The sequence below is a fragment of the Acinetobacter sp. ACNIH2 genome, from assembly GCF_002934965.1.
In the GTDB taxonomy this organism is placed as follows: Bacteria; Pseudomonadota; Gammaproteobacteria; order Pseudomonadales; family Moraxellaceae; genus Acinetobacter; species Acinetobacter tandoii.
This window is the reverse complement of record NZ_CP026412.1, coordinates 2864032-2885289: the sequence shown is the minus strand read 5'-3', so window position 1 is coordinate 2885289 and position 21258 is coordinate 2864032. Positions and strand designations below refer to the sequence as shown.

Genomic DNA, 21258 nt, shown 5'->3' with positions numbered 1-21258 from the left:
CCAGCATAGTGGGAAGGCTGATCTTCTCATTGAGATATTATCAATAAACCTACAGGTCTTTAATTCAAGAATTTACTTGCTCAAGAAAACTTGCTGTTGATTAATATCTCTAGGTCTAACTCAATTAAACTCTATTTCACCTAATACACACGAAAGTAAGATAGAGCTTTAGTTTTAAAATATTTTATAAAATCATTCTGTTAAAAATTTCTTCTCACCATATTTATATTCCATCGACATTTTCATCACATCACCATCACGTTTTAGCTGTCCTGATTGCTGCATACTGCTGAGCATCGTTTCAATATCTTGATCCGACATTGACAGACCTGCCTTACCCGGAATGCTATTCATGATTGAAGCGACCATGTTCTTATCAAATTGCACATCGGCCTTATATTCAACCAGACTCGGTACCATAGCGACCATGCCTTTTAAGGTCTTTTGATGGCTTGGCATAAAACGACCTGTTAGACTGGCTTTGGCTTCACCTGTCCCAATCTTGATTTGATTATCACTAGAATCGAACTTAAAACCTTCATTAATGACTGCAAGTAAAGCAGGTTCCAAATCTTGTAATAATTTCTCTTGGGCTAAACAGCTATTCTCACTCTTTTCAATAATGTCGAACAACGCTTGGAGTTTGGCACGGTTTACGTCCTGTAAGTTAAAGTTAAACTTCACATTTTGCATGACAGGTGAAAATGTCATTTTCATTTCACCAACTTGAACTGCCATTTTTGTATTTAAAACGCGATCTGTAAGATCACTTTCTGCTTCAACTCGATAATTTTTTAATTCAGCACTTATTGGGTTATTCAAACCTCGATCTGCCATTTTCAGCAAATCCATTTGAACCGTCGTTTTTCCTGCTTCAAGATAATTACCATTCAACCCTTGATTGGTTTCAATTTTCAAACCGGTCATTTGAAAATGAGTTTCTGCATCCATCACAGTCAAATTAGGAATGTCTAATTTCAAGTCCTGCATTTGCAATTGATCATTCACAGGCTTCGCACGATATTCCAAAGTGACTGGATCTAAACGCGTCTGTATTTTGGCTTCATTTCGCACAATGACGGGGGTGGTCAAGGTAGATTTCATTGTCCCTAACCAATTCACATGTGTGTTAAGCTTTAACGGTTGATTCACTAAAGATTTCAAAGCACTATCTGCTTGTACAACTTTAACATCTGACTGAATTTGGTAACCATTCCAACTACGTTTAATCTGATCTCGCCCCGTGAGCTTAATCACTTCTTTTGGCTTACATGGATCAAGAATCAACTCAGCTGTCCAGTCGGCACTGCCTCGCATAGCCCCCATTTGGAAGTTTTGATAGTTCAAGCTTAGATTTTTACTTGGTTGTTTCGCTTCTTGCTGATAATAAGTTTGCAAGCTTTTATCTGCATATAAATTTCCACCTACCGCTAATGTAGCAACTGCAACGATGCCACCAACACCCCATTTTATTTTCGACATGAATATATCTCATATTGTGTATTTCTTCTGTTCACGCAGTATAATCAAAAACCCCATATAAAGATAATTATTTTACATATAAAGGACTTATAGGTGATTCTCATCACGCTATTATGCATTTAATTGTCAGTTTATGACCCAAAATATCAAATTAATACAAACCTTGTTACATAAAAAAAACCAGCCAAAGCTGGTTTTTTTAGACTTCAAATTAACTTAGTTTCAATTTATCAAACAACAAATGTTGATGATCTGATTTAACCAAAATGGTATCACCAGCTTGAAACTCTCCAGCCAGAATTTTCTGGGCCAGTGGATTTTCAATTTGTTGCTGAATGGCACGTTTCAATGGGCGTGCCCCATAAATTGGATCAAAACCTGCATCAATCAATAAGTCGAAGGCAGTATCTTCAACAGATAAACTCAAGTCACGTTCAGCTAAACGGCTACGTAAACGATCTAATTGAATATCCGCAATGCCTCGAATCTGTGCTTTTTTCAACGAATGGAAAATCACGACTTCATCAATACGGTTAATGAACTCTGGACGAAAATGTTGAGAAACTGCACTCATCACAACAGCCCTTACTTCGTCATCTGTAGCTCCCTCACCCAATTCACGTACATCTTGTGAACCAAGGTTAGAAGTCATCACAATTACTGTATTCTTAAAGTCAACCACACGACCTTGCGAATCCGTTAAACGACCATCATCCAACACCTGTAGCAAGATATTAAATACATCAGGATGCGCTTTCTCAACTTCATCAAACAGCACGACACTATACGGTTTACGGCGTACAGCTTCAGTCAATACACCACCTTCTTCGTAGCCAACATAACCTGGAGGTGCACCAACCAAACGACTGACCGAGTGTTTTTCCATGAACTCACTCATATCGATACGAATCATCGCATCATCACTGTCAAACAAGAAGTTTGCCAATGCTTTGGTAAGTTCAGTTTTACCCACACCTGTTGGTCCGAGGAACAAGAACGAACCACTTGGACGATTTGGATCAGACAAACCTGCTCTCGAACGGCGAACTGCATTCGATACTGCTACAACAGCTTCATTTTGTCCAACTACGCGGTTATGTAAGAACTCTTCCATTTGTAACAGCTTTTCACGTTCACCTTGTAACATTTTAGCGACTGGAATACCTGTTGCAGCACTTACTACTTCAGCAATTTCATTGTCCGTAACTTTGTTACGTAATAGTTTGGGTGCTTCGTTTTCTTCAGCAACCTCAATACGCTCTAATTGCTTCTGTAGCTCAGGAATCACGCCGTATTGCAGACGACCTGCTTCAGCCAAGTCACCTTCACGCTGCGCCTTTTCTAAAGCAATACGCGCCTGATCCAACTTGATTTGAATATCTTTGTTGCCTTCAACTAAAGCTTTGTCGGCACGCCAGATTTCTTCAAGGTCGTTATATTCTTTCTCTACCGTTGCAATTTGTTCTTCAAGATGCTTAATCTCGCCTTTCGCACCTGCATCTTCATCTTTCTTGACCGCTTCTAGCTGCATTTTCAATTGAATCAAGCGACGGTCAAGTTTATCCAGCGCTTCAGGCTTAGAGTCCAGCTCCATTTTGATACGTGAAGCAGCTTCATCAATCAAATCAATGGCTTTATCTGGCAATTGACGGTCTGTGATATAACGATGCGACATTTTTGCAGCAGCAATAATGGCAGAGTCCAAAATCTGCACACCGTGATGCGTTGCATATTTCTCTTTTAAACCACGTAAAATTGCAATGGTATCTTCCACACTTGGTTCATCTACCAAAACTTTTTGGAAACGACGTTCTAGTGCAGCATCTTTTTCAATGTATTGGCGATATTCATCTAGTGTAGTCGCACCAACACAACGTAATTCACCACGTGCCAAAGCAGGTTTCAACATATTCCCTGCATCCATTGCCCCATCACCTTTCCCTGCACCTACAAGGGTGTGCAGTTCATCAATAAATAGGATAATGTCACCTTCATGTTTGGCTAAATCTTTAAGAACAGCTTTTAAGCGCTCCTCAAATTCGCCACGATATTTCGCACCCGCAAGTAAAGAACCTAAGTCTAAAGAGAGAACACGTTTACCTTTCAAACTTTCAGGTACTTCACCATTCACTATACGCTGTGCCAAACCTTCAACAATGGCCGTTTTACCCACCCCTGGTTCACCAATCAGTACGGGGTTATTTTTGGTGCGACGAGATAACACCTGAATTGTACGTCGTATTTCATCATCACGCCCAATAACAGGATCAAGTTTGCCTGCTAAGGCACGTTCAGTCAGGTCTATCGTGTATTTATTCAATGAGTCACGTTGATCTTCATGATTATTACTCATGACCTTTTCATCCCCTCGAATTTTATTCACCACTTTACGTAGGCTATCACTGGTTACCCCTACGCTATTTAATAAAGACTTGGTTGCACCAACTTCCGCTAAACCGAGTAACACCCAATCAGTAGACAGAAACTCATCTCCAGCTTTTTGGGCATAACTATCTGCCAGATTTAGTGCTTTAACAGCTTCTGGACTAAGGTTAATTTCACCAGTTGGGTTCGTGAGCGTAGGTGCATCTTTCAATGCTTGTTGCAACTTCGTTTGCAATTCACGCAAATTTGCGCCTGCCTGTTGCAAAATACTGGCATTTGAAGCTTCTTCCAATAAAGTCGATAGCACATGAATGCCTTCAATGGAGGTATTGTCTTTCCCCATTGCCAAGGATTGAGCATCAGAAAGGGCTTGCTGTAGGCGGTTTGTAAATTTTTCAAAACGCATTCTAGTTATTCCTCACAACAAATTTTCAACTTGTAAGATATATGGGAACTTATTTTTAGATTTCAAATAAATTTTTATATATTTTTCAATATCTTAAATTAAAAAATATTATAGATGTTAGTTATAATATTGGTCTGATTATTTTTATTTTCAAGAGTATTGATGTAATTTTTCTCTATCTAAAAAATTTACCCAATTGAAACCAAATTCTAGAAGTTTTTTGTTACATATTCGGATATAAGTTAGCATATTCAAAGGCAAAAAAAAGCTGATGAATCACCAGCTTTCTCACGCTTATACAGCTTCTATAATTTCAAAATCGTGGGTAATTTCTACACCACCATCAGACAACATTTTACTTGCTGAACAGTACTTTTCTGCAGAGAGTTCGACAGCCTTCGCAACCTGTTTTTCCTTCACCGCAGTACCCGTTACCACGAAGTGCAAATGGATTTTGGTAAATACAGCAGGAATGCTATCGGCACGTTCTGCCTTAAGTTGACATACAACATTTGTCACATCTTGACGAGATTTTTTCAAAATGGTCACAATATCGAAGGAAGCACACCCACCAAGTCCCATTAATATAAGCTCCATGGGACGTGGTCCACGGTTTTCACCACCATACTCTGGGGATCCATCCATCACCACACTATGGCCACTTTCTGATTTCGCTTCAAAAGCAACATTCTCTAGCCAATGTACACTTGTTTGCATTGCAACTACCTAAAAAAAGCTATAAATTTACCGTGTACCTGTACACTAACATAATTTGAGTTGATAAGGAATTTCACCTCTTCAGTGTGACAAGTTCATTTTAGGTCTTGTGCGATCTATTATTTATCCATTTTCGGAAACCAAAAGCATGACTTCAAATTTTTCACAGCTGAGCACTGATGCGCTATCGCCAGGTCAATTACCTGAATCAGTCAAAGCATTATTAAAACGAGCATATATAAACCGCTACCCTAAACGTACAACTATTGTTGATGCAGGGACGGAATCAAAATCACTTTATTTGATTTTAAAAGGGTCAGTATCTATTATTTTACGTGAAGATGATGAACGTGAAATTGTAGTTGCATATTTAAACCCTGGGGACTTCTTTGGGGAAATGGGGCTCTTCGAATCAAATCCGCAACGTACTGCAGAAGTACGTACACGTGATGTTTGTGAAATTGCTGAAATTACCTATGAAAACTTCCATGAGTTAAGTAAACAATACCCTGACTTGAGCTATGCTGTATTTGCTCAATTGGTTCGTCGTTTAAAAAACACCACCCGTAAAGTAACAGACCTTGCCTTCATTGATGTTTCTGGTCGTATTGCGCGCTGCTTGATTGATCTTTCAGGACAGCCAGAAGCCATGATTTTACCAAATGGTCGCCAAATCCGTATTACACGTCAAGAAATTGGTCGTATCGTAGGTTGTTCACGCGAAATGGTTGGTCGTGTACTTAAAACCCTCGAAGACCAAGGCATGATTCAAACTGACGGTAAAGCAATTCTTATTTTTGATGTATCTTTAGAACAGCCAAATACTGATGATGACTACGAAGATGATGAAGAGTAATTCTTCTGATTATCTTAGAAAAGCAAATCGAATGATTTGCTTTTTTTATGCTAACTAATTCAATTTTTTCACAAAACAACCTACAAGTATTCATTAACAAACTTACCTGTTTACGATAGTCTGAAAAAATTGTTCAGCTCTTATTCAGGATAGTCTTTATGCAATTCAAACCATTAGGCGATAGTGGCATTCTTGTTCCAGAAATTTGTTTGGGTACCATGACTTTTGGTGAACAAAACACACAGCAAGAAGCTTTTCTACAACTGAATTATGCTTTAGAGCATGGACTCAACTTCTGGGATACCGCAGAAATGTATCCTGTCCCACCAAAACCTGAAACGCAAGGTCGTACGGAAACCATTATTGGGAATTGGCTTGCGCAACATGGTGGTCGTGATCAATTATTTATTGCCTCTAAAATTGCTGGCCCCTCACAAGGCGGAAGCCATATTCGTGACGGACAAACTCGTTTTACTGCGAATGAAATTGCTTCTGCCTTGGACGACTCACTTAAACGCTTACAAACAGACTATATTGATCTTTATCAACTACACTGGCCGCAGCGTAACACTAATTTTTTTGGCAAACTGGGCTATGGTAATGCAGAAGCCTTAGACGAAAAGCCTGTGACAGCCCTCGCTGAGACTTTAATAGCACTTGCCGAGGAAGTTGAGAAAGGGCGTATTCGCCACATTGGACTCTCTAATGAAACTCCATGGGGAACTATGAAGTTTATCCATTTGGCAGAGCAACTAGGCCTCGAAAAAATCGTGAGTGTGCAAAACCCATATAATTTACTGAATCGTAGTTATGAAGTTGGAATGGCTGAAATAGCAAAATATGAAGGTGTAGGACTACTGGCATATTCCCCACTTGCCTTTGGTTACCTAACGGGTAAATTCCGTCATGGCGCCCGCCCAGCGAATGCACGAATTACCTTATTTTCACGTTTTAGCCGTTATAGCAATCCAGAAAGCGAATGGGCAACGGAACAATATGCACTTCTCGCAGAGCAACACGGTCTAAGTTTGACACAAATGGCACTCGCTTTTGTTAAACAACAGTTTTTTGTGACCAGTACCATTATTGGTGCGACCAACCTAGATCAACTTAAAGAAAATATCGCTGCCTTTGAACTTGATCTGCCTTCCGAAGTAATTCAAGGCATTGAAGCAATTCACCGTCAGCAACCCAATCCTGCACCATAGAGATTTCACTGTCATTCACTCAGTTGAAGCACTGCTTCACCTACCGTAGACTCATCTTCTGTTTAAAATACAGATACTCTCAAATCAAAAAAGGATGCCACAGCATCCTTTTTCCACTCCAACCAAACAATTAACGCTTGTTATATACCGCTTGCGCTGCTGGTAAATTTTTACGCATTGCATCAATACGTTGACTGTTCGATGGGTGAGTTGACAAAAATGATGAGCCACCAGCACCATCTAGCTTGTTCATTTTTTCCCACAGTGTGATTGCTGCCTGTGGGTTATAACCTGCTTTTGCCATCAGCATTAAACCACCTTGATCCGCACGGCTTTCTAAGCTACGAGAGTAAGGTAAACCTACTCCAACCTGTGTCCCTAATTGTGCTGCTGCAGCACCCAATTGGCCCACACTGTCACCCGCATAGCTTAAACCAATACCTAGTGCTAGATCTGTTAATGCTTGAGCACCAATTTTGTTTTTTGCATGTTCTTCTAAGGCATGAACCATCTCATGCCCCATCACTGCGGCAATTTCAGCATCAGTCAGGTTGAGTTTGTTTACAATACCTGTGTAGAACACAACTTTACCACCTGGTGCTACATAAGCGTTGACTTGATCAGATTTTAATACTGCCAGTTGCCAATCAAATTTAGTCCCCGTTTGGTTCATTTGATCAGCATATGGTTTCAAGCGATTAAAGACAGCATAAACTCGTTTATACGTCGAAGAGGAGGTATCTAGCGTATTGTTACCACGCGCCTCCTGAACAGTTTTGTTAAAACCTTGGGTTGCTGCAACATTTAAAGATGCTGTATCTGCACCCGCCATATCAGCAACTGTTGTACAACCAGAAAGTGTAACAGCTCCTGCCACACACAAACTCAACATCAGTTTGTTCTTCATTATTTTAATCTCCACCACTCTTGGATCACTTGAATATATGCGCATTATAAGCAATCAATGTGGAGCTTTGAATGAATAACAACTTCATAAACATAGTATTTATGTAATTGACTTAATACATAAACTGGTAACTTAACCAATAAATTAAACACACCACATTCAACACCAGATAAACCTGCCCTACAGGTTTGATTTTTTCTGCTAATTTTTCATCATTACGTTTAAACCATAAATAGGCATTTTGAATCAGAACAATAGGCACCAAAACACAAGCAATAATCACAGACAATCCAATTAAAGCATTATAAATTACATTAGGATCAGTGGTTTGCCCTTCAATAATCATCATGGCAATGGTGGGCGCACCGCCCATAGCAAAAATTAAAGAATATAAAATGGTATTTGAAATATTTTTGTGCATCCTGCCTAAATCCAGATTTACTGTTAAGTTATTGTATCAAGGCTATTTTGAAAAAGTGTACAAGCAAATGCAACTTTAGTCTGGATTTCAAAACCGTAAAATTTTTCAATTTAAACGCACAAGAAAAAGCCCCGCATCTGCGAGGCTTTTTAGCATGAACTAGTATCGATTAAGCATCAAATGGATGACGCAATACGATAGTTTCTGCACGATCTGGACCCGTTGAAATAATATCAATTGGGCATTCAATTAACTGCTCAATACGCTTGATGTAGTTAATTGCATTTTGTGGAAGCTGTTCAACGCTGGTTGCACCAACTGTTGATTCTGTCCAACCAGGCATTGTTTCGTAGATTGGTTTTAAGTTTTCATACGCAAGCGCATCAGAAGAACCTACACAACCTGAATCTGTATTTTCATAACCCACACAGATTTTCACTTCTTCTAAACCGTCTAATACATCAAGTTTAGTTAAGCAAATACCTGAAAGTGAGTTTACGTCTACAGAACGACGAAGAATTTCTGCGTCAAACCAACCACAACGACGTTGACGACCTGTAGAAGCACCAAACTCATGACCTACAGTTCCTAAGTGACGACCAATTGCATCACCTGTATCTGTCGCTGCATCGTAATGCAATTCAGTTGGGAATGGACCTGCACCTACACGTGTTGTATAAGCTTTAGTGATACCCAAAACATAGTCTAAATGTAATGGACCCAAACCTGAACCAGAGCTTACGCCACCCGCGGTCGTGTTTGAAGAAGTCACAAATGGATATGTACCATGATCAACGTCAAGTAATGAGCCTTGAGCACCTTCAAACATAATGTTGTCGCCGTTTTTACGGTAGTTATGCAATTCTGTAGTTACATCAACCACTAACGGAGCAACAACTTCACGCCATTGATCACAAAGTGCAATCACATCTTCCAACTTAACTGCTTCAACACCGTAGTATTGAGTTAACTGGAAGTTATGGTAATCCAATACTTCAGCCAATTGTGCTTTTAATGCTTCACCGCCACGTACCAAGTCTGCGACACGTACTGCACGGCGCGCAACTTTATCTTCATACGCTGGACCAATACCGCGACCCGTTGTACCGATTTTTGCATTGCCACGCTTTTTCTCACGTGCTTGGTCAAGTGCAATGTGGTTCGGAAGAATCAATGGACAGTTTGGAGAAATACGTAAACGCTCTTTAACTGGTACGCCTTGCTCTTCAAGAATAGTCATCTCTTTGATTAACGCTTCTGGTGAAAGCACAACACCGTTACCAATTAAGCACAATACGTTTTCACGTAAAATACCAGATGGAATGAGGTGTAATACAGTTTTCTTACCACCAACCACGAGAGTATGACCTGCGTTATGTCCGCCTTGATAACGAACTACCGCAGCCGCTTGATCTGTGAGCAGGTCGACGATTTTACCTTTACCTTCGTCGCCCCATTGGGTACCAAGTACCACAACATTTTTGCCCATAATAGCCTCATTACATCATGCTGTTAAAATTAAAACTCCAAGTAGTGACATGAACACTACTCGCAGTGGTTAAATTGGTTTAACTTGCCACTCACCAGCAACATCAACCAGTTGATGTGTTGCATTTGGAATAGAGTTTAAATCATCATTACCCAATAACTGAATTACACTTAAGCCTTGTGCTCGAACGGCAGCAATCGCTTGTTGTAAGTCAGCATTCATACCTTTAGGCGCAACAACCACAGAGATTGCATTAAACTGCCCTGCACTGAGTGCATATAAGTCACAACTAAAACCTGTTGCAGGACGCGCACGACCAAAATGTTCACCAATACCGTCATAACGACCACCTTGCGCCAAAGAAGCAGCTCGGTTTGGTGCATACACGGCATACATTAAACCTGTGTGGTAGTGATATGAGCGTAACTCTACAACATCAACGCCAATCAGGAGATTTGGCCAACGTGCCTGAATTGCAGACTGCGTAGTTTTTAACTCATCCAAAGCATGTTTGAATGCTGTGTCTGCTAAAATTTCTGCACTCAGATGAGTTTGCAATGCATCAAGATCACTTGAATAACGACCTAATGCATAAAAGTCAGCACCGCAGTTCAAATCTTGCGTGAATTCTGCCAGCTCAGGTAATGCTTTACGTTGATAAAGGTCTGAAAGTTCACGTTCAGTATTTTTATTTAAACCCGCACGCTTAACCAAGCTACGGAATAAACCTACATGCCCTAAATCCAGATGGACACCGTCTACCAAGCCTGCTTTTTCAATCAGACCTAGCATTACATCGACCATTTCAACATCAGCATCAATACTGTCAGAACCAAACAATTCTGCACCCAGTTGTAATGGCGCACGTGTGGTATTAAAGCCTTGCGGCTTGGTATGTAGAACAGTACCTGCATAACAATAACGAGCCACACCTTCCACAGGATGAACATGTGCATCTATACGCGCCACTTGTGGCGTCATATCCGCACGCACCCCAAGCAAACGTCCAGATAATTGGTCGATTACTTTAAAAGTTGCAAGGTCTAAATCGTGATTTGATTCGGATAAAGAAGAAAGGGATTCTATGTATTCAATAAACGGCGTGTACACCAACTGATAACCTCGAGATGCGAGGAAATCCAAGGCGTCACGGCGCAAGTTTTCAATTACTTGCGCTTGCTCTGGTAATACATCAGCTACACCATCAGGTAATAACCATGTCTCTGAAATGGGCATGTTGTAAACCTAAATTCTTGTCAGCGCGGAAGTAATCCGCATAAAAAAATCGGGAGCACACCCGATTTCTCCTAGTTTAGCACGATAGTTCACACCATGCACTGAGATTTTTTACATTTAATACCATTCCCTGCACAAATTTCGCATCATTCAATCACACACTAAGTCAACGATTGTTATCAACAAATTGATTTCTTTCTATGCACTTGTAGTTATAGAGGCAGTTCAGTTGTCTGTTTAATACTCTGAAGTGGAATTTCAGTTTTTACGTTCTGAATACCTGTAATTTTATTTAAATGCTGAATTTGGAATTTTCGATAAGCATCTAAATCAGACACCACAATTCTTAAAAAGAAGTCACAATCCCCTGCCATTAATTGGCATTCCACGATTTCAGGAATTTCTCGGACTGAATCAATAAAGTGATTGACCGTTTTTGCATCTTGCCCTTTTAACCAAATTCGTGCAAATACAGTTAAGCCTAAATTTACCTTCTGTGGATTCACCAAAGCCACATACTTTTCAATAATCCCAGCATCTTCTAGCTGCTTCACGCGACGCAAGCATGGTGAAGCCGATAAACCAACTCGCTGCGCCAATTCATTATTCGCCAATTTTCCATCTTGCTGTAGCGTCTGCAAGATGCGCCGGTCAATTTTATCCATATCCACCCTTTTAGCATTAAATACTTTATATTTTAAATTTAGAGCAATTTTATGCTCAACTTACCCCAAATACCGCTTATTTTAGCGTCAAATATCATCATAAAGTTTTTAAAATAACCTTCTACTTTGTGAGGTTCCCCCATGTCCACTTTTAAAAGCAGCTCATCGCATTCGTTGATTTTAAACAGTCAAAACCAAGATGAGTTTTTGCGTGGCATTAAAACAACATTGCCCATGTTGCTTGGTTTTGTTCCTTTGGCGTTGGTACTGGGTACTCAAGCGGCACAAAAAGGGTTTTCCATTGTAGAAGTATCCCTGCTTACAGGATTAAATTTTGCAGGTGGGTCAGAATTTGCCATCTTAGAAATGTGGACCAACCCTCCGCAATTCCTACTACTGATGTTCATCACCTTTTTAATCAATAGTCGACATCTCCTTATGGGAGCAAGCCTCGTCCCCTATTTAAGACATTTACCTGACCATCAAGTCTACCCTGCACTCTTTTTCCTTTGCGATGAAAGTTGGGCCTTAGGATTATCCAACGCACAAAAAAGGATTCATCAAGTTGGACTAAGGCATGCATTTAATATGCCCTACTACGCAGGAGTTTGCTTAGCGTTATATGTCATGTGGGTATCAGTCACCACCCTAGGGGCTGTTCTTGGTCCAGTTTTGGGCGATATTCACCCTTATGGTTTTGATATGGCATTCCCAGCCATTATTTTAGTTTTATTGCGCGGAATGTGGACTGGTTTTACTGCAGCACGACCTTGGTTAGTCAGTTTGGTCGTTGCCGCGATTGCCTATTTATATTTACCCGCAGGTTGGCATGTCCCTTTAGGTGCAATCAGTGGCATCGCATCTGCATTTTTCTTAATAGGAGAAAACGAATGATCCATGCCAGCACTTTGATTGCGATTCTATTCATCGCCCTTACCACGTATTTGACCCGTTTATTGGGCTATGTTTTATTAAAAAATAAAACCTTGTCGGCCAAACATAAAAGGATTTTAGAAGTTGTACCAGGCTGTGTCCTGATTTCAGTCATTGCACCTTATTTTGTCAAAGATAACCCAGCAGACTTAATTGCAATCGTAATTACTTTGTTGGCAGCATCTCGGCTACCGCTACTTTCGACTGTGGTCATTAGTATGTTAAGTGCAGCATTACTACGCCAAATTTTGATTTAAAAAAATTGGCGTAGTTGACTCAGCATTAGCGATTTGTTTGCTCGACTGATTTGCTCAATAAGCTAACTAATTCAGCATTTTGCAATTCCAATTGATGCGTTCTTTTTACAGTTTTATCAATTACTTCTTGTTGTACATGCATTTTTTTAGCAAGGTCTTGCATAATTTCAAGCGTTTTCTTTAAATTTTCTTCAAGATGTACCACTTTCTGCTCAAGATGTTGCTGATACTCTATATCTCCTGTACTTTCACCTTGCTGTTTAAACTGAAACCACACCAGAAAAATAACTGCAACTGCCAATAGCAGGATAAATCCCCAGATTAACATCATCATATGTTTCTCATTGTCATTATGTCTTTCTTTTATAATATGTCAGATGACTCTAATTTTTTATAAAAAGTAAAAGATAAACTCGATATTTTTCAAATATTCACTCCTCATGTATGTCATTTATATCAAGAAAGACAACCAAATCTACATCAATGATATTTTGATACATGTTTTCTGTTCCAGAAATGCACATCAATCGATATATTCAATTCGCTAACAATTATTCAACTTTAGAAAAAAACTGATTATTGAGATCATCACTATGGAATTACATAGCAATCTTTACTATCACCATCCTGATAGCGTCATCATGGATCAACTCGACCATCTGTTCCAACAACATCAAGACAACCCAGTGACTTTTGTGCAATTGGCTAGCACGATCAATCCTGAGTATGGTGCTGAACTTGCACAAGAACTTATCGATCAAGTGGATCAAATCGAGTATGACCTTGCACCAGAAACTGTCTATCGACTTGCGGGATTTAGTATTCTGCACTTTGTCCACGGTTCGGCTGGCGATGACATTATGGAAGCTATCCTGTTTTTCTTAAAAGCCTTAGTCCCTGCATTACATGTACAAGCATGGGGTTGTGGTGATGATGACCCGTGGGAGTTCTGGTTTAAATTTGAAGGTGATGAGCTCGTTCGTGAGGACGATGAACCGTTTAATGATCCAGATGAAGATCTCAACATCAAAGCCGAAATCTACACTTGGTGGCATCAAGATATGCCTAAAGAAATTCAAGAAGGCTTTTTGAACGAAACTGAAGAAGAATAACAGCTAAAGCACCTTATTTGCAGAACCCAATAAGGTGCTTGATGACTTATACAAAAGACTCACATAAATCTAGTAAGCGGTTGGCATAACCCCATTCATTATCATACCAAGCAAATACTTTCGCCTGATGCCCCACCACCATAGTCTGACTTAAGTCTACAATCAGTGAATAAGGTGAATGGTTAAAATCACTAGACACTAATGCTTCATCGGTCACTTGCATAATTTCAGCATAATCACTTTCTGCAGCACCAATCAACACTTCGTTCAGTCTGTGTACGGTAACTGGCGATTGCGACACAAAGCTCAAATCAATCGCAGCCACATTAATAGTTGGAACACGAATAGAATAACCATCAATGCGGTTTTCCATTTTCGGCATCACTTGCTTTAATGCCCCTAAAGCCGAAGATGTCGTTGGAATAATATTTTGCCCAGATGCACGGGCGCGACGCAAATCTCGATGAGCATGATCCAAAACCGACTGATCAGCGGTTACCGCATGAATCTCGGTCATTAATGCCGTTTGAATCCCAAAAGCATCATCAATAATTTTAACTAAAGGTACTAATGCCTGCGTGGTACAAGACACACTGGAAATAATTTGATCTGAAGCTTTCACTTCATGATGATTTACACCATAAACTATCGCCACATCGACCGTATCAAAAGGCGCAGCGCCAATAATCACACGCTTTGCCCCTGCCTGAATATGACGAGTAGCCGCTTCACGCGAACGGAATAAACCCGTACATTCCAATACCACATCAATATTTAACTGCTGCCAAGGCAAATCGGCAGGTTCAGCCTCACACAAAACTTGAACTTTTAGACTGGCAAGTCCTGCGTGAATATGCAAATAAATTTGCTCGTTTTCATGCTCAAGTTCAACTTTACCCTTGAAGCGACCATGTGTCGTATCGTACTTAAACAAGTGAATTAAGGTTTCAACATCAGCAATATCATTAATTGCTACAATCTCAAAATGGAAATCTTTAGGATTTTCGAACCAAGCCCGTAAAACGTTACGACCAATTCGACCAAATCCATTAATCGCCACTTTTTGCATGACTTTTCCTTTGTATGAAACCTTAATTTAAGCTGCCTTATGTTAATAGATTTTGTACTTTAGCCAAGATGTTTTCTTGCAAATCCAGCATAAAATTAAAAAAATGACAGCCTTGACGAAAAATACCACCCAATTCAACCTGAACACCCCCTTCTACTGTGTTCACTTAATTTAGAAAATCTTAAAAAGTTTATTTACATAAAATAAATACAGACTAAAGGATGACTTACAATTCCATAGTTTTGTCATTAATTCATAGTAAAGTGATTGTGCATGGGGCTTTTTCCGTTATAATTTGGCGTTTTAAAAAATTAAGCCTGTATTTTATAGAATGTGCTAAAACCACCTATAAACAATACATTTAGCCAAATTCAAGATTTATGGAGTGACTTGGTTGTGAGTACTCGTTTTATGACATCAGCTGAAATTCGCGAAGCTTTTTTAAGCTATTTTGAATCGCAAGGGCATACACGTGTCGCGTCGAGTTCTCTAGTACCCGCCAACGACCCAACATTATTATTTACAAATGCTGGTATGAACCAATTTAAAGACTGCTTTTTAGGTCTTGAAAAACGTGATTATGTTCGTGCAACTTCATCGCAAAAGTGTGTCCGTGCTGGCGGAAAACACAATGACTTAGATAACGTCGGTTATACAGCACGTCACCATACATTCTTTGAAATGTTAGGTAACTTCTCTTTTGGTGATTATTTCAAACGCGATGCCATCAAATTTGCATGGGAATTCCTGACCGGCGATAAATGGTTAGCACTACCAAAAGACAAACTGTATGCCACGGTTTATCACACTGATGATGAGGCATTTGACATCTGGAACAAAGAAATTGGTTTAGATGCTTCTCGCATTATTCGCATCGGTGATAACAAAGGTGGCCAATACGCATCAGATAACTTCTGGGCAATGGGTGATACAGGTCCTTGTGGTCCTTGTTCTGAAATCTTCTTTGACCATGGCGATCATATTTGGGGTGGCTTACCAGGCACACCTGAAGAAGATGGCGACCGTTTCATTGAAATCTGGAACAACGTATTCATGCAGTTTAACCGTACTGCGGATGGCGTGCTTCACCCTCTTCCAGCACCTTCTGTTGATACAGGTATGGGCTTGGAACGTATTTCTGCTGTTTTACAACACGTAAATTCAAACTACGAAATCGATTTATTCCAACACCTATTAAAAGCTGCGGCAGAAATTATTGGTTTAGATACAACAGCCTTAGAAGCTGAAGCAAAAGAAAAAGGCACGCCTGTTCAGTACCCTGCTTCACTTAAAGTAGTTGCTGACCATGCTCGTTCTTGCTGCTTCTTGATTGCAGACGGTGTAAACCCTTCAAATGAAGGTCGTGGTTATGTGCTTCGTCGTATCATCCGTCGTGCAGTGCGTCATGGTAACAAATTGGGTGCAACAGGTTCTTTCTTCCACAAAATGTTGCAGCCTTTAATTGAAGTGATGGGCGCTGCATATCCAGAACTTGAAGCACAAAAGGCTCGTATTGAAGCACAATTGCTGAAAGAAGAAGAGCAATTTGCTAAAACCTTAGAGCAAGGTTTGAAATTGCTTGAAGTTGAATTGACTCAACTGAAAGGTTCTGTAATCCCAGGTGAAGTTGTCTTCAAACTTTACGACACTTACGGCTTCCCTACTGACCTAACAGCTGACATCGCACGTGAACGTGATTTAACCATTGATGAAGCTGGCTTTGAAGTTGAAATGGCTGCACAGCGCCAACGCGCACGTGATGCTGGTAAATTCGCGATTGACTACAACAGCGTTGTAAAAGTTGAAGGTGAAACACAATTCGACGGATACGATGCAACTGCTGGACAAGGTCAAATTATTGCCTTGTATAAAGATGGTGAGCAAGTTGATGAGGTCGTTGAAGGTGATGAAGCCCTCATCGTGTTGAATCAAACACCTTTCTATGCTGAAAGTGGTGGTCAGATTGGTGATACAGGTATCTTCAAAAATGAAACTGGTATTTTTGAAGTTCAAGATACTAAAAAATCAGGCGGCGCATTTGTCCATCAAGGCATCGTGACTGTTGGTCATCTAAAAGCATCACAAACTGTTGACGCCATTGTAAAAGCGGATATTCGTGCCGCAACTGCGCGTAATCACTCTGCAACTCACCTTTTACATGCTGCATTGCGCCAAATTCTAGGCTCACACGTCCAGCAAAAAGGCTCTTTAGTTGCTAGTGATATTTTACGTTTTGACTTCGCCAACGATCAGCCAGTTTCATTTGAACAACTTCAAGAAATTGAGCGTTTGGTCAACGCTGAGGTGATCGCAAATACTGCTGTTAGCACTGAACTTCTTGACATCGAATCTGCAAAAGCCAAAGGTGCGATGATGTTGTTTGGTGAAAAGTATGGCGATGAGGTTCGTGTTCTTTCAATGGGTTCAATTATTGAAGAGAAGAACTTCTCGATTGAACTATGTGGTGGCATTCACGTACAACGTACTGGCGACATCGGCTTATTTAAAATCACTTCTGAAGGTGGTGTAGCTGCGGGTGTACGTCGTATTGAAGCAGTAACAGGTACTAAAGCTTTAGAAGTTGTACAAAAAGCTGAAGCAGATATTGTGCATATCAATGGTGTATTGAAAGCTCAGAAAGATCAAACTGTAGAAAAAGTTGAAGCAATTGTTGAAACTTCATCTGCATTGCAAAAACAGATTGAACAACTCAATCAGAAATTAGCAAGCTTGCAAGCTGCGGAACTTTTAAGCCAAGTTCAAACACTTGCAGGTCGCACAACTTTAATCACAACTGTTCAAGGTATGGATGCTAAAGCACTTCGCAACCTTCATGACGGTGTGAAATCAAAATTAGAAAATGCAGTAATCGTTCTTGCAGGTGTAGAGGGTGACAAGGTTAGCTTGATCGCATCTGTAGCAAAAGAATTTACTGCTTCTATAAAGGCGGGTGACATCATCAAACACTTGGCGAATGAGCTTGGTGGTAAAGGTGGTGGTAAACCTGACTTGGCACAAGGTGGCGCGCCACTAAACGAGAAGTTTGCAAAAGTGATGGCAGATTTAACTGCTTGGCTTGAAGCAAAATAAAACTTCACCTTTTGTGTAACTGACCCTGATTGGCACTTCGGGGTCATGGCTTATATGGAACAACTATGGCATTAATCGTTCAAAAATATGGCGGTACTTCTATGGGTACCCCCGAGCGCATTTTAAATGTTGCTCGTCGTGTGAAGCGCTGGCATGACCACGGCCACAAGGTAGTGGTTGTAGTATCAGCAATGAGTGGTGAAACAAACCGCTTATTAGCTCTCGCGAAAGCCATTACGGACACCCCTGACCCACGTGAACTTGACCAAATGGTCTCAACGGGTGAACAGGTAACGATTTCCATGTTAGCGATGGCGCTCAATTCAATTGGCGTTGAAGCTAAGTCACTCACTGGTCGCCAAGTTGGTATTAAAACGGACAGCGCGTTTACCAAAGCTCGTATTGAATCGATTGATACTGACGTAATGACTGAGCACTTAGATGCAGGTCGTGTCATTGTCGTTGCTGGTTTCCAAGGTTTTGATGCCGATGGCAACACCACAACTTTAGGTCGCGGTGGTTCAGATACTTCTGGGGTGGCTTTAGCGGCTGCACTAAAAGCAGATGAATGCCAAATCTATACGGATGTGGATGGTGTTTACACCACTGACCCACGTGTTGCACCGAAAGCGAAAAAAGTTGACCGTATCTCTTTTGAAGAAATGCTAGAAATGGCATCTTTAGGCTCAAAAGTTTTACAAATCCGCTCTGTTGAATTCGCAGGTAAATATCAAGTTCCACTGCGCGTATTATCAAGCTTTGATAATGATGATGACGGTGCATTTGATGAAGATTTCAAACAAAACGTAGGCACACTAATTACGACTGAGGCAGAAGACGATATGGAACAACCAATCATTGCAGGTATTGCATTTAACCGTGACGAAGCAAAACTCACTATTTTGGGTGTTCCTGATGAGCCAGGAATTGCATCTAAAATCTTATCGCCGATCAGCAATGCCAATATCGAAGTGGATATGATTATCCAAAACGTAGAAGAAGATGGTACAACAGACTTTACTTTTACTGTAAATCGTACTGACTTGGCAAAAGCAAAGGCAATTTTAGAGCAAACAGCCAGCAGCATTGAAGGCTGTGAAGTTGTAACTCGTGATGATATCGTTAAAGTTTCAATCGTTGGTGTTGGTATGCGCTCACATGCAGGTGTTGCGAGCAAAATGTTCACAGCATTGGCAGATGAAAGCATTAATATTTTAATGATTTCAACATCAGAAATTAAAATTTCTGTACTTATTGAAGAAAACTATTTAGAGCTTGCTGTTCGTTGTTTACACACTGCATTTGGTCTAGACCGTGAACATGGCGAGTCAAGCGCACGCGCTTAAAAGATAATTGTCTTTTGTAAGACAATTTCTTTAAAATCCTATAAAAATACAAAGCCACTATAGTTTTTTCTATAGTGGCTCTGTTATATTAGCCCAGAGGCGTTTTAGTAAATTTCAACAGAATTCTATAAATACCTACCTATTTGTCTTTATAAGTTCTGTTAAAATTTTCTTTATAACGAAGGTTGTGTTTTTTTAACTTTTTAATCAATGCAGGTTTAGCATTTTGCAAGGAGATAAACATGCTGATTCTGACCCGACGTGTCGGAGAAACATTAATGATTGGGGATCAAGTCAGTGTTACTGTACTTGGCGTTAAAGGCAACCAAGTTCGTATTGGCGTAAATGCTCCAAAAGAAGTATCAGTTCATCGCGAAGAAATCTATCAACGCATTCAACATGAACGTGCGATGCACGAACACCTGCAACATCTCGATCAAGATTATCAGCCTTCTTTTGAAGAAGATAATTACTCCCAGAATAACTTTAATCGTTAAAATTAAACGTTATCTCCTAAAGCGGCTTTTCTAAGCCGCTTTAAATTTTTATAGCCTAGTCAAATTGTGACAAGGCTTTTTTTACTGGTGCATAACTGCGGCGATGTTCTGCAATAACACCGTGTATCGCAATAGCTTCAAAATGCGCTTTGGTTGGATAACCTTTGTGCTTGGCAAAACCGTACTGTGGATATTTCTGATCTAAAGCCACCATATCTCGATCACGCGTGACTTTGGCCAAGATACTGGCCGCAGAAATTTCTGCATGCAATGCATCCCCTCCAACTACAGCATCACAACTTATGTTTAAACCTTGTGGAATCTTATTTCCATCCACCAAGACATGCTCTGGCGTGATTTGTAATGCCTCCACTGCACGGCGCATTGCCAACAAGGATGCTTGTAGAATATTGATGTCATCAATTTCTTCATGACTGGCTTCTGCAATTGCCCATGCCAATGCTTTTTCTTGAATCTCTAAAAATAACTTCTCACGCTTTTTCTCTGTGAGTTTCTTAGAATCATTTAACCCTTCAATTGGATTATTCGGATCAAGAATGACAGCTGCAGCCACAACCGAACCAACTAAAGGACCACGCCCTGCTTCATCTACACCCGCTACTCGCATGTCTTACTCTCATAAAAAATGGCTGGAAAATCAGCCATCTTAGAATTAATCATATATTCAATATACTTATTTTAACATTTCAGCTGTGCATGTTGCAGAAGTTTTTGTTGCAGCCAATGTAGAATAAGCATCTTTTGCCTTCGGATCTATTGCTGCTAAAGCCAATTGCTCTTTAGAGAACATTTTCGGTGCATTGTCACCCACACATTTACATACTTCACGTTTTTTCTTTTGTTTTTGATCTTTAGATAAAAGTTTACTACCTACAATCCAAGTAGGATTACTCTCAATTTCCTTCATACATTTTTGGTTTGACGCTATTCGAATCACAGAAATACCATCTGATTCTGAACCAGATAATGGTGAAGATACGCACGCAGAGAGCATTAATACTCCAGTTAAACACATTAAAAACTTATATTTTTTCATCATTATTCAACCTTTGTTTTACGTAAATAGATTTATAGGTCATTTATTGTTCTGAACAATATAAAATAAAATATGATAAAGCACAAAAAGTATTGCAATAAAAAAGCTAGGAGATTCCTAGCTTT

The 21258-nt window shown here is 40.0% G+C and carries 20 protein-coding genes; 8 read left to right on the top strand and 12 right to left on the bottom strand.

Going from position 1 to position 21258, the window contains the following annotated elements; translation table 11 throughout:
• Positions 1 to 192 precede the first annotated feature (192 nt).
• The 3 genes from C3F34_RS13615 to C3F34_RS13605 form a co-directional block, all read right to left on the bottom strand.
• Positions 193 to 1482, bottom strand: coding sequence for a DUF945 family protein (locus tag C3F34_RS13615; RefSeq protein WP_104441841.1), 1290 nt, complete (start codon positions 1480 to 1482; stop codon positions 193 to 195).
• 211 nt (positions 1483 to 1693) lie between these two features.
• A complete protein-coding gene (gene clpB, locus C3F34_RS13610; RefSeq protein ID WP_104441840.1) occupies positions 1694 to 4273 on the bottom strand; it encodes an ATP-dependent chaperone ClpB in 2580 nt (859 codons plus the stop codon).
• A 294-nt stretch (positions 4274 to 4567) separates the two neighbouring features.
• Entirely contained in the window at positions 4568 to 4990 is a 423-nt protein-coding gene (locus C3F34_RS13605; RefSeq protein ID WP_044738505.1) for an OsmC family protein, read from the bottom strand.
• 148 nt (positions 4991 to 5138) lie between these two features.
• Here C3F34_RS13605 and crp point away from each other — a divergent pair, with 148 nt between their 5' ends.
• Entirely contained in the window at positions 5139 to 5846 is a 708-nt protein-coding gene (gene crp, locus C3F34_RS13600; RefSeq protein WP_044738506.1) for a cAMP-activated global transcriptional regulator CRP, read from the top strand.
• 158 nt (positions 5847 to 6004) lie between these two features.
• Positions 6005 to 7054, top strand: a complete 1050-nt coding sequence (locus tag C3F34_RS13595) for an NADP(H)-dependent aldo-keto reductase (protein ID WP_044738507.1) — start codon at positions 6005 to 6007, stop codon at positions 7052 to 7054.
• 130 nt (positions 7055 to 7184) lie between these two features.
• Here C3F34_RS13595 and C3F34_RS13590 read toward each other — a convergent pair whose 3' ends face one another.
• The 5 genes from C3F34_RS13590 to C3F34_RS13570 all read right to left on the bottom strand — a co-directional run bounded on the left by C3F34_RS13590 (position 7185) and on the right by C3F34_RS13570 (position 11772).
• Positions 7185 to 7961, bottom strand: coding sequence for a M48 family metallopeptidase (locus C3F34_RS13590; protein ID WP_044738508.1), 777 nt, complete (start codon positions 7959 to 7961; stop codon positions 7185 to 7187).
• A 112-nt stretch (positions 7962 to 8073) separates the two neighbouring features.
• Positions 8074 to 8382 (bottom strand): hypothetical protein, encoded by a 309-nt coding sequence (locus C3F34_RS13585; RefSeq protein ID WP_016166571.1) that lies wholly within the window; start codon positions 8380 to 8382, stop codon positions 8074 to 8076.
• A 169-nt stretch (positions 8383 to 8551) separates the two neighbouring features.
• Complete coding sequence (locus tag C3F34_RS13580; protein ID WP_044738509.1) at positions 8552 to 9871, bottom strand: adenylosuccinate synthase; 1320 nt, start codon at positions 9869 to 9871, stop codon at positions 8552 to 8554.
• Between the two features lie 69 nt (positions 9872 to 9940).
• On the bottom strand, positions 9941 to 11107 hold the full coding sequence (locus tag C3F34_RS13575) for an ATP phosphoribosyltransferase regulatory subunit (RefSeq protein WP_044738510.1): 1167 nt from the start codon (positions 11105 to 11107) through the stop codon (positions 9941 to 9943).
• 212 nt (positions 11108 to 11319) lie between these two features.
• Complete coding sequence (locus tag C3F34_RS13570; RefSeq protein WP_016166574.1) at positions 11320 to 11772, bottom strand: Lrp/AsnC family transcriptional regulator; 453 nt, start codon at positions 11770 to 11772, stop codon at positions 11320 to 11322.
• Positions 11773 to 11913: 141 nt separating this feature from the next.
• Between C3F34_RS13570 and C3F34_RS13565 the strand changes: the two genes are divergently transcribed.
• Both C3F34_RS13565 and C3F34_RS13560 read left to right on the top strand, forming a co-directional pair.
• Positions 11914 to 12666: an AzlC family ABC transporter permease gene (locus tag C3F34_RS13565; RefSeq protein ID WP_104441839.1), complete on the top strand. Its 753-nt coding sequence runs from the start codon at positions 11914 to 11916 to the stop codon at positions 12664 to 12666.
• Entirely contained in the window at positions 12663 to 12962 is a 300-nt protein-coding gene (locus tag C3F34_RS13560; RefSeq protein ID WP_016166576.1) for an AzlD family protein, read from the top strand. The genes C3F34_RS13565 and C3F34_RS13560 overlap by 4 nt, the downstream gene beginning before the upstream one ends.
• Positions 12963 to 12987: 25 nt before the next feature.
• On the opposite strand, the gene C3F34_RS13555 is transcribed toward C3F34_RS13560, so the two are convergent.
• Entirely contained in the window at positions 12988 to 13293 is a 306-nt protein-coding gene (locus C3F34_RS13555; protein ID WP_026441095.1) for a hypothetical protein, read from the bottom strand.
• 262 nt (positions 13294 to 13555) lie between these two features.
• On the opposite strand from C3F34_RS13555, the gene C3F34_RS13550 reads away from it, so the two are divergent.
• Entirely contained in the window at positions 13556 to 14074 is a 519-nt protein-coding gene (locus tag C3F34_RS13550; RefSeq protein WP_044738513.1) for a hypothetical protein, read from the top strand.
• Between the two features lie 46 nt (positions 14075 to 14120).
• Here C3F34_RS13550 and C3F34_RS13545 read toward each other — a convergent pair whose 3' ends face one another.
• Positions 14121 to 15143, bottom strand: a complete 1023-nt coding sequence (locus C3F34_RS13545; RefSeq protein ID WP_104441838.1) for a type I glyceraldehyde-3-phosphate dehydrogenase — start codon at positions 15141 to 15143, stop codon at positions 14121 to 14123.
• A 396-nt stretch (positions 15144 to 15539) separates the two neighbouring features.
• On the opposite strand from C3F34_RS13545, the gene alaS reads away from it, so the two are divergent.
• The 3 genes from alaS to csrA all read left to right on the top strand — a co-directional run bounded on the left by alaS (position 15540) and on the right by csrA (position 20076).
• A complete protein-coding gene (gene alaS, locus C3F34_RS13540) occupies positions 15540 to 18233 on the top strand; it encodes an alanine--tRNA ligase (RefSeq protein ID WP_171284972.1) in 2694 nt (897 codons plus the stop codon).
• 65 nt (positions 18234 to 18298) lie between these two features.
• Positions 18299 to 19579 (top strand): aspartate kinase, encoded by a 1281-nt coding sequence (locus C3F34_RS13535; RefSeq protein ID WP_016166581.1) that lies wholly within the window; start codon positions 18299 to 18301, stop codon positions 19577 to 19579.
• 242 nt (positions 19580 to 19821) lie between these two features.
• Positions 19822 to 20076: a carbon storage regulator CsrA gene (gene csrA / locus C3F34_RS13530; RefSeq protein ID WP_016166582.1), complete on the top strand. Its 255-nt coding sequence runs from the start codon at positions 19822 to 19824 to the stop codon at positions 20074 to 20076.
• Positions 20077 to 20131: 55 nt separating this feature from the next.
• Here the strand turns inward: csrA and rnhB are convergent, their stop codons facing one another.
• Both rnhB and C3F34_RS13520 read right to left on the bottom strand, forming a co-directional pair.
• The gene (rnhB, locus tag C3F34_RS13525; protein WP_044738516.1) at positions 20132 to 20704 is read right to left on the bottom strand and encodes a ribonuclease HII; all 573 of its coding nucleotides are present in this window, start codon (positions 20702 to 20704) and stop codon (positions 20132 to 20134) included.
• A 66-nt stretch (positions 20705 to 20770) separates the two neighbouring features.
• The gene (locus tag C3F34_RS13520; RefSeq protein ID WP_228155303.1) at positions 20771 to 21136 is read right to left on the bottom strand and encodes a hypothetical protein; all 366 of its coding nucleotides are present in this window, start codon (positions 21134 to 21136) and stop codon (positions 20771 to 20773) included.
• Positions 21137 to 21258: the final 122 nt, after the last annotated feature.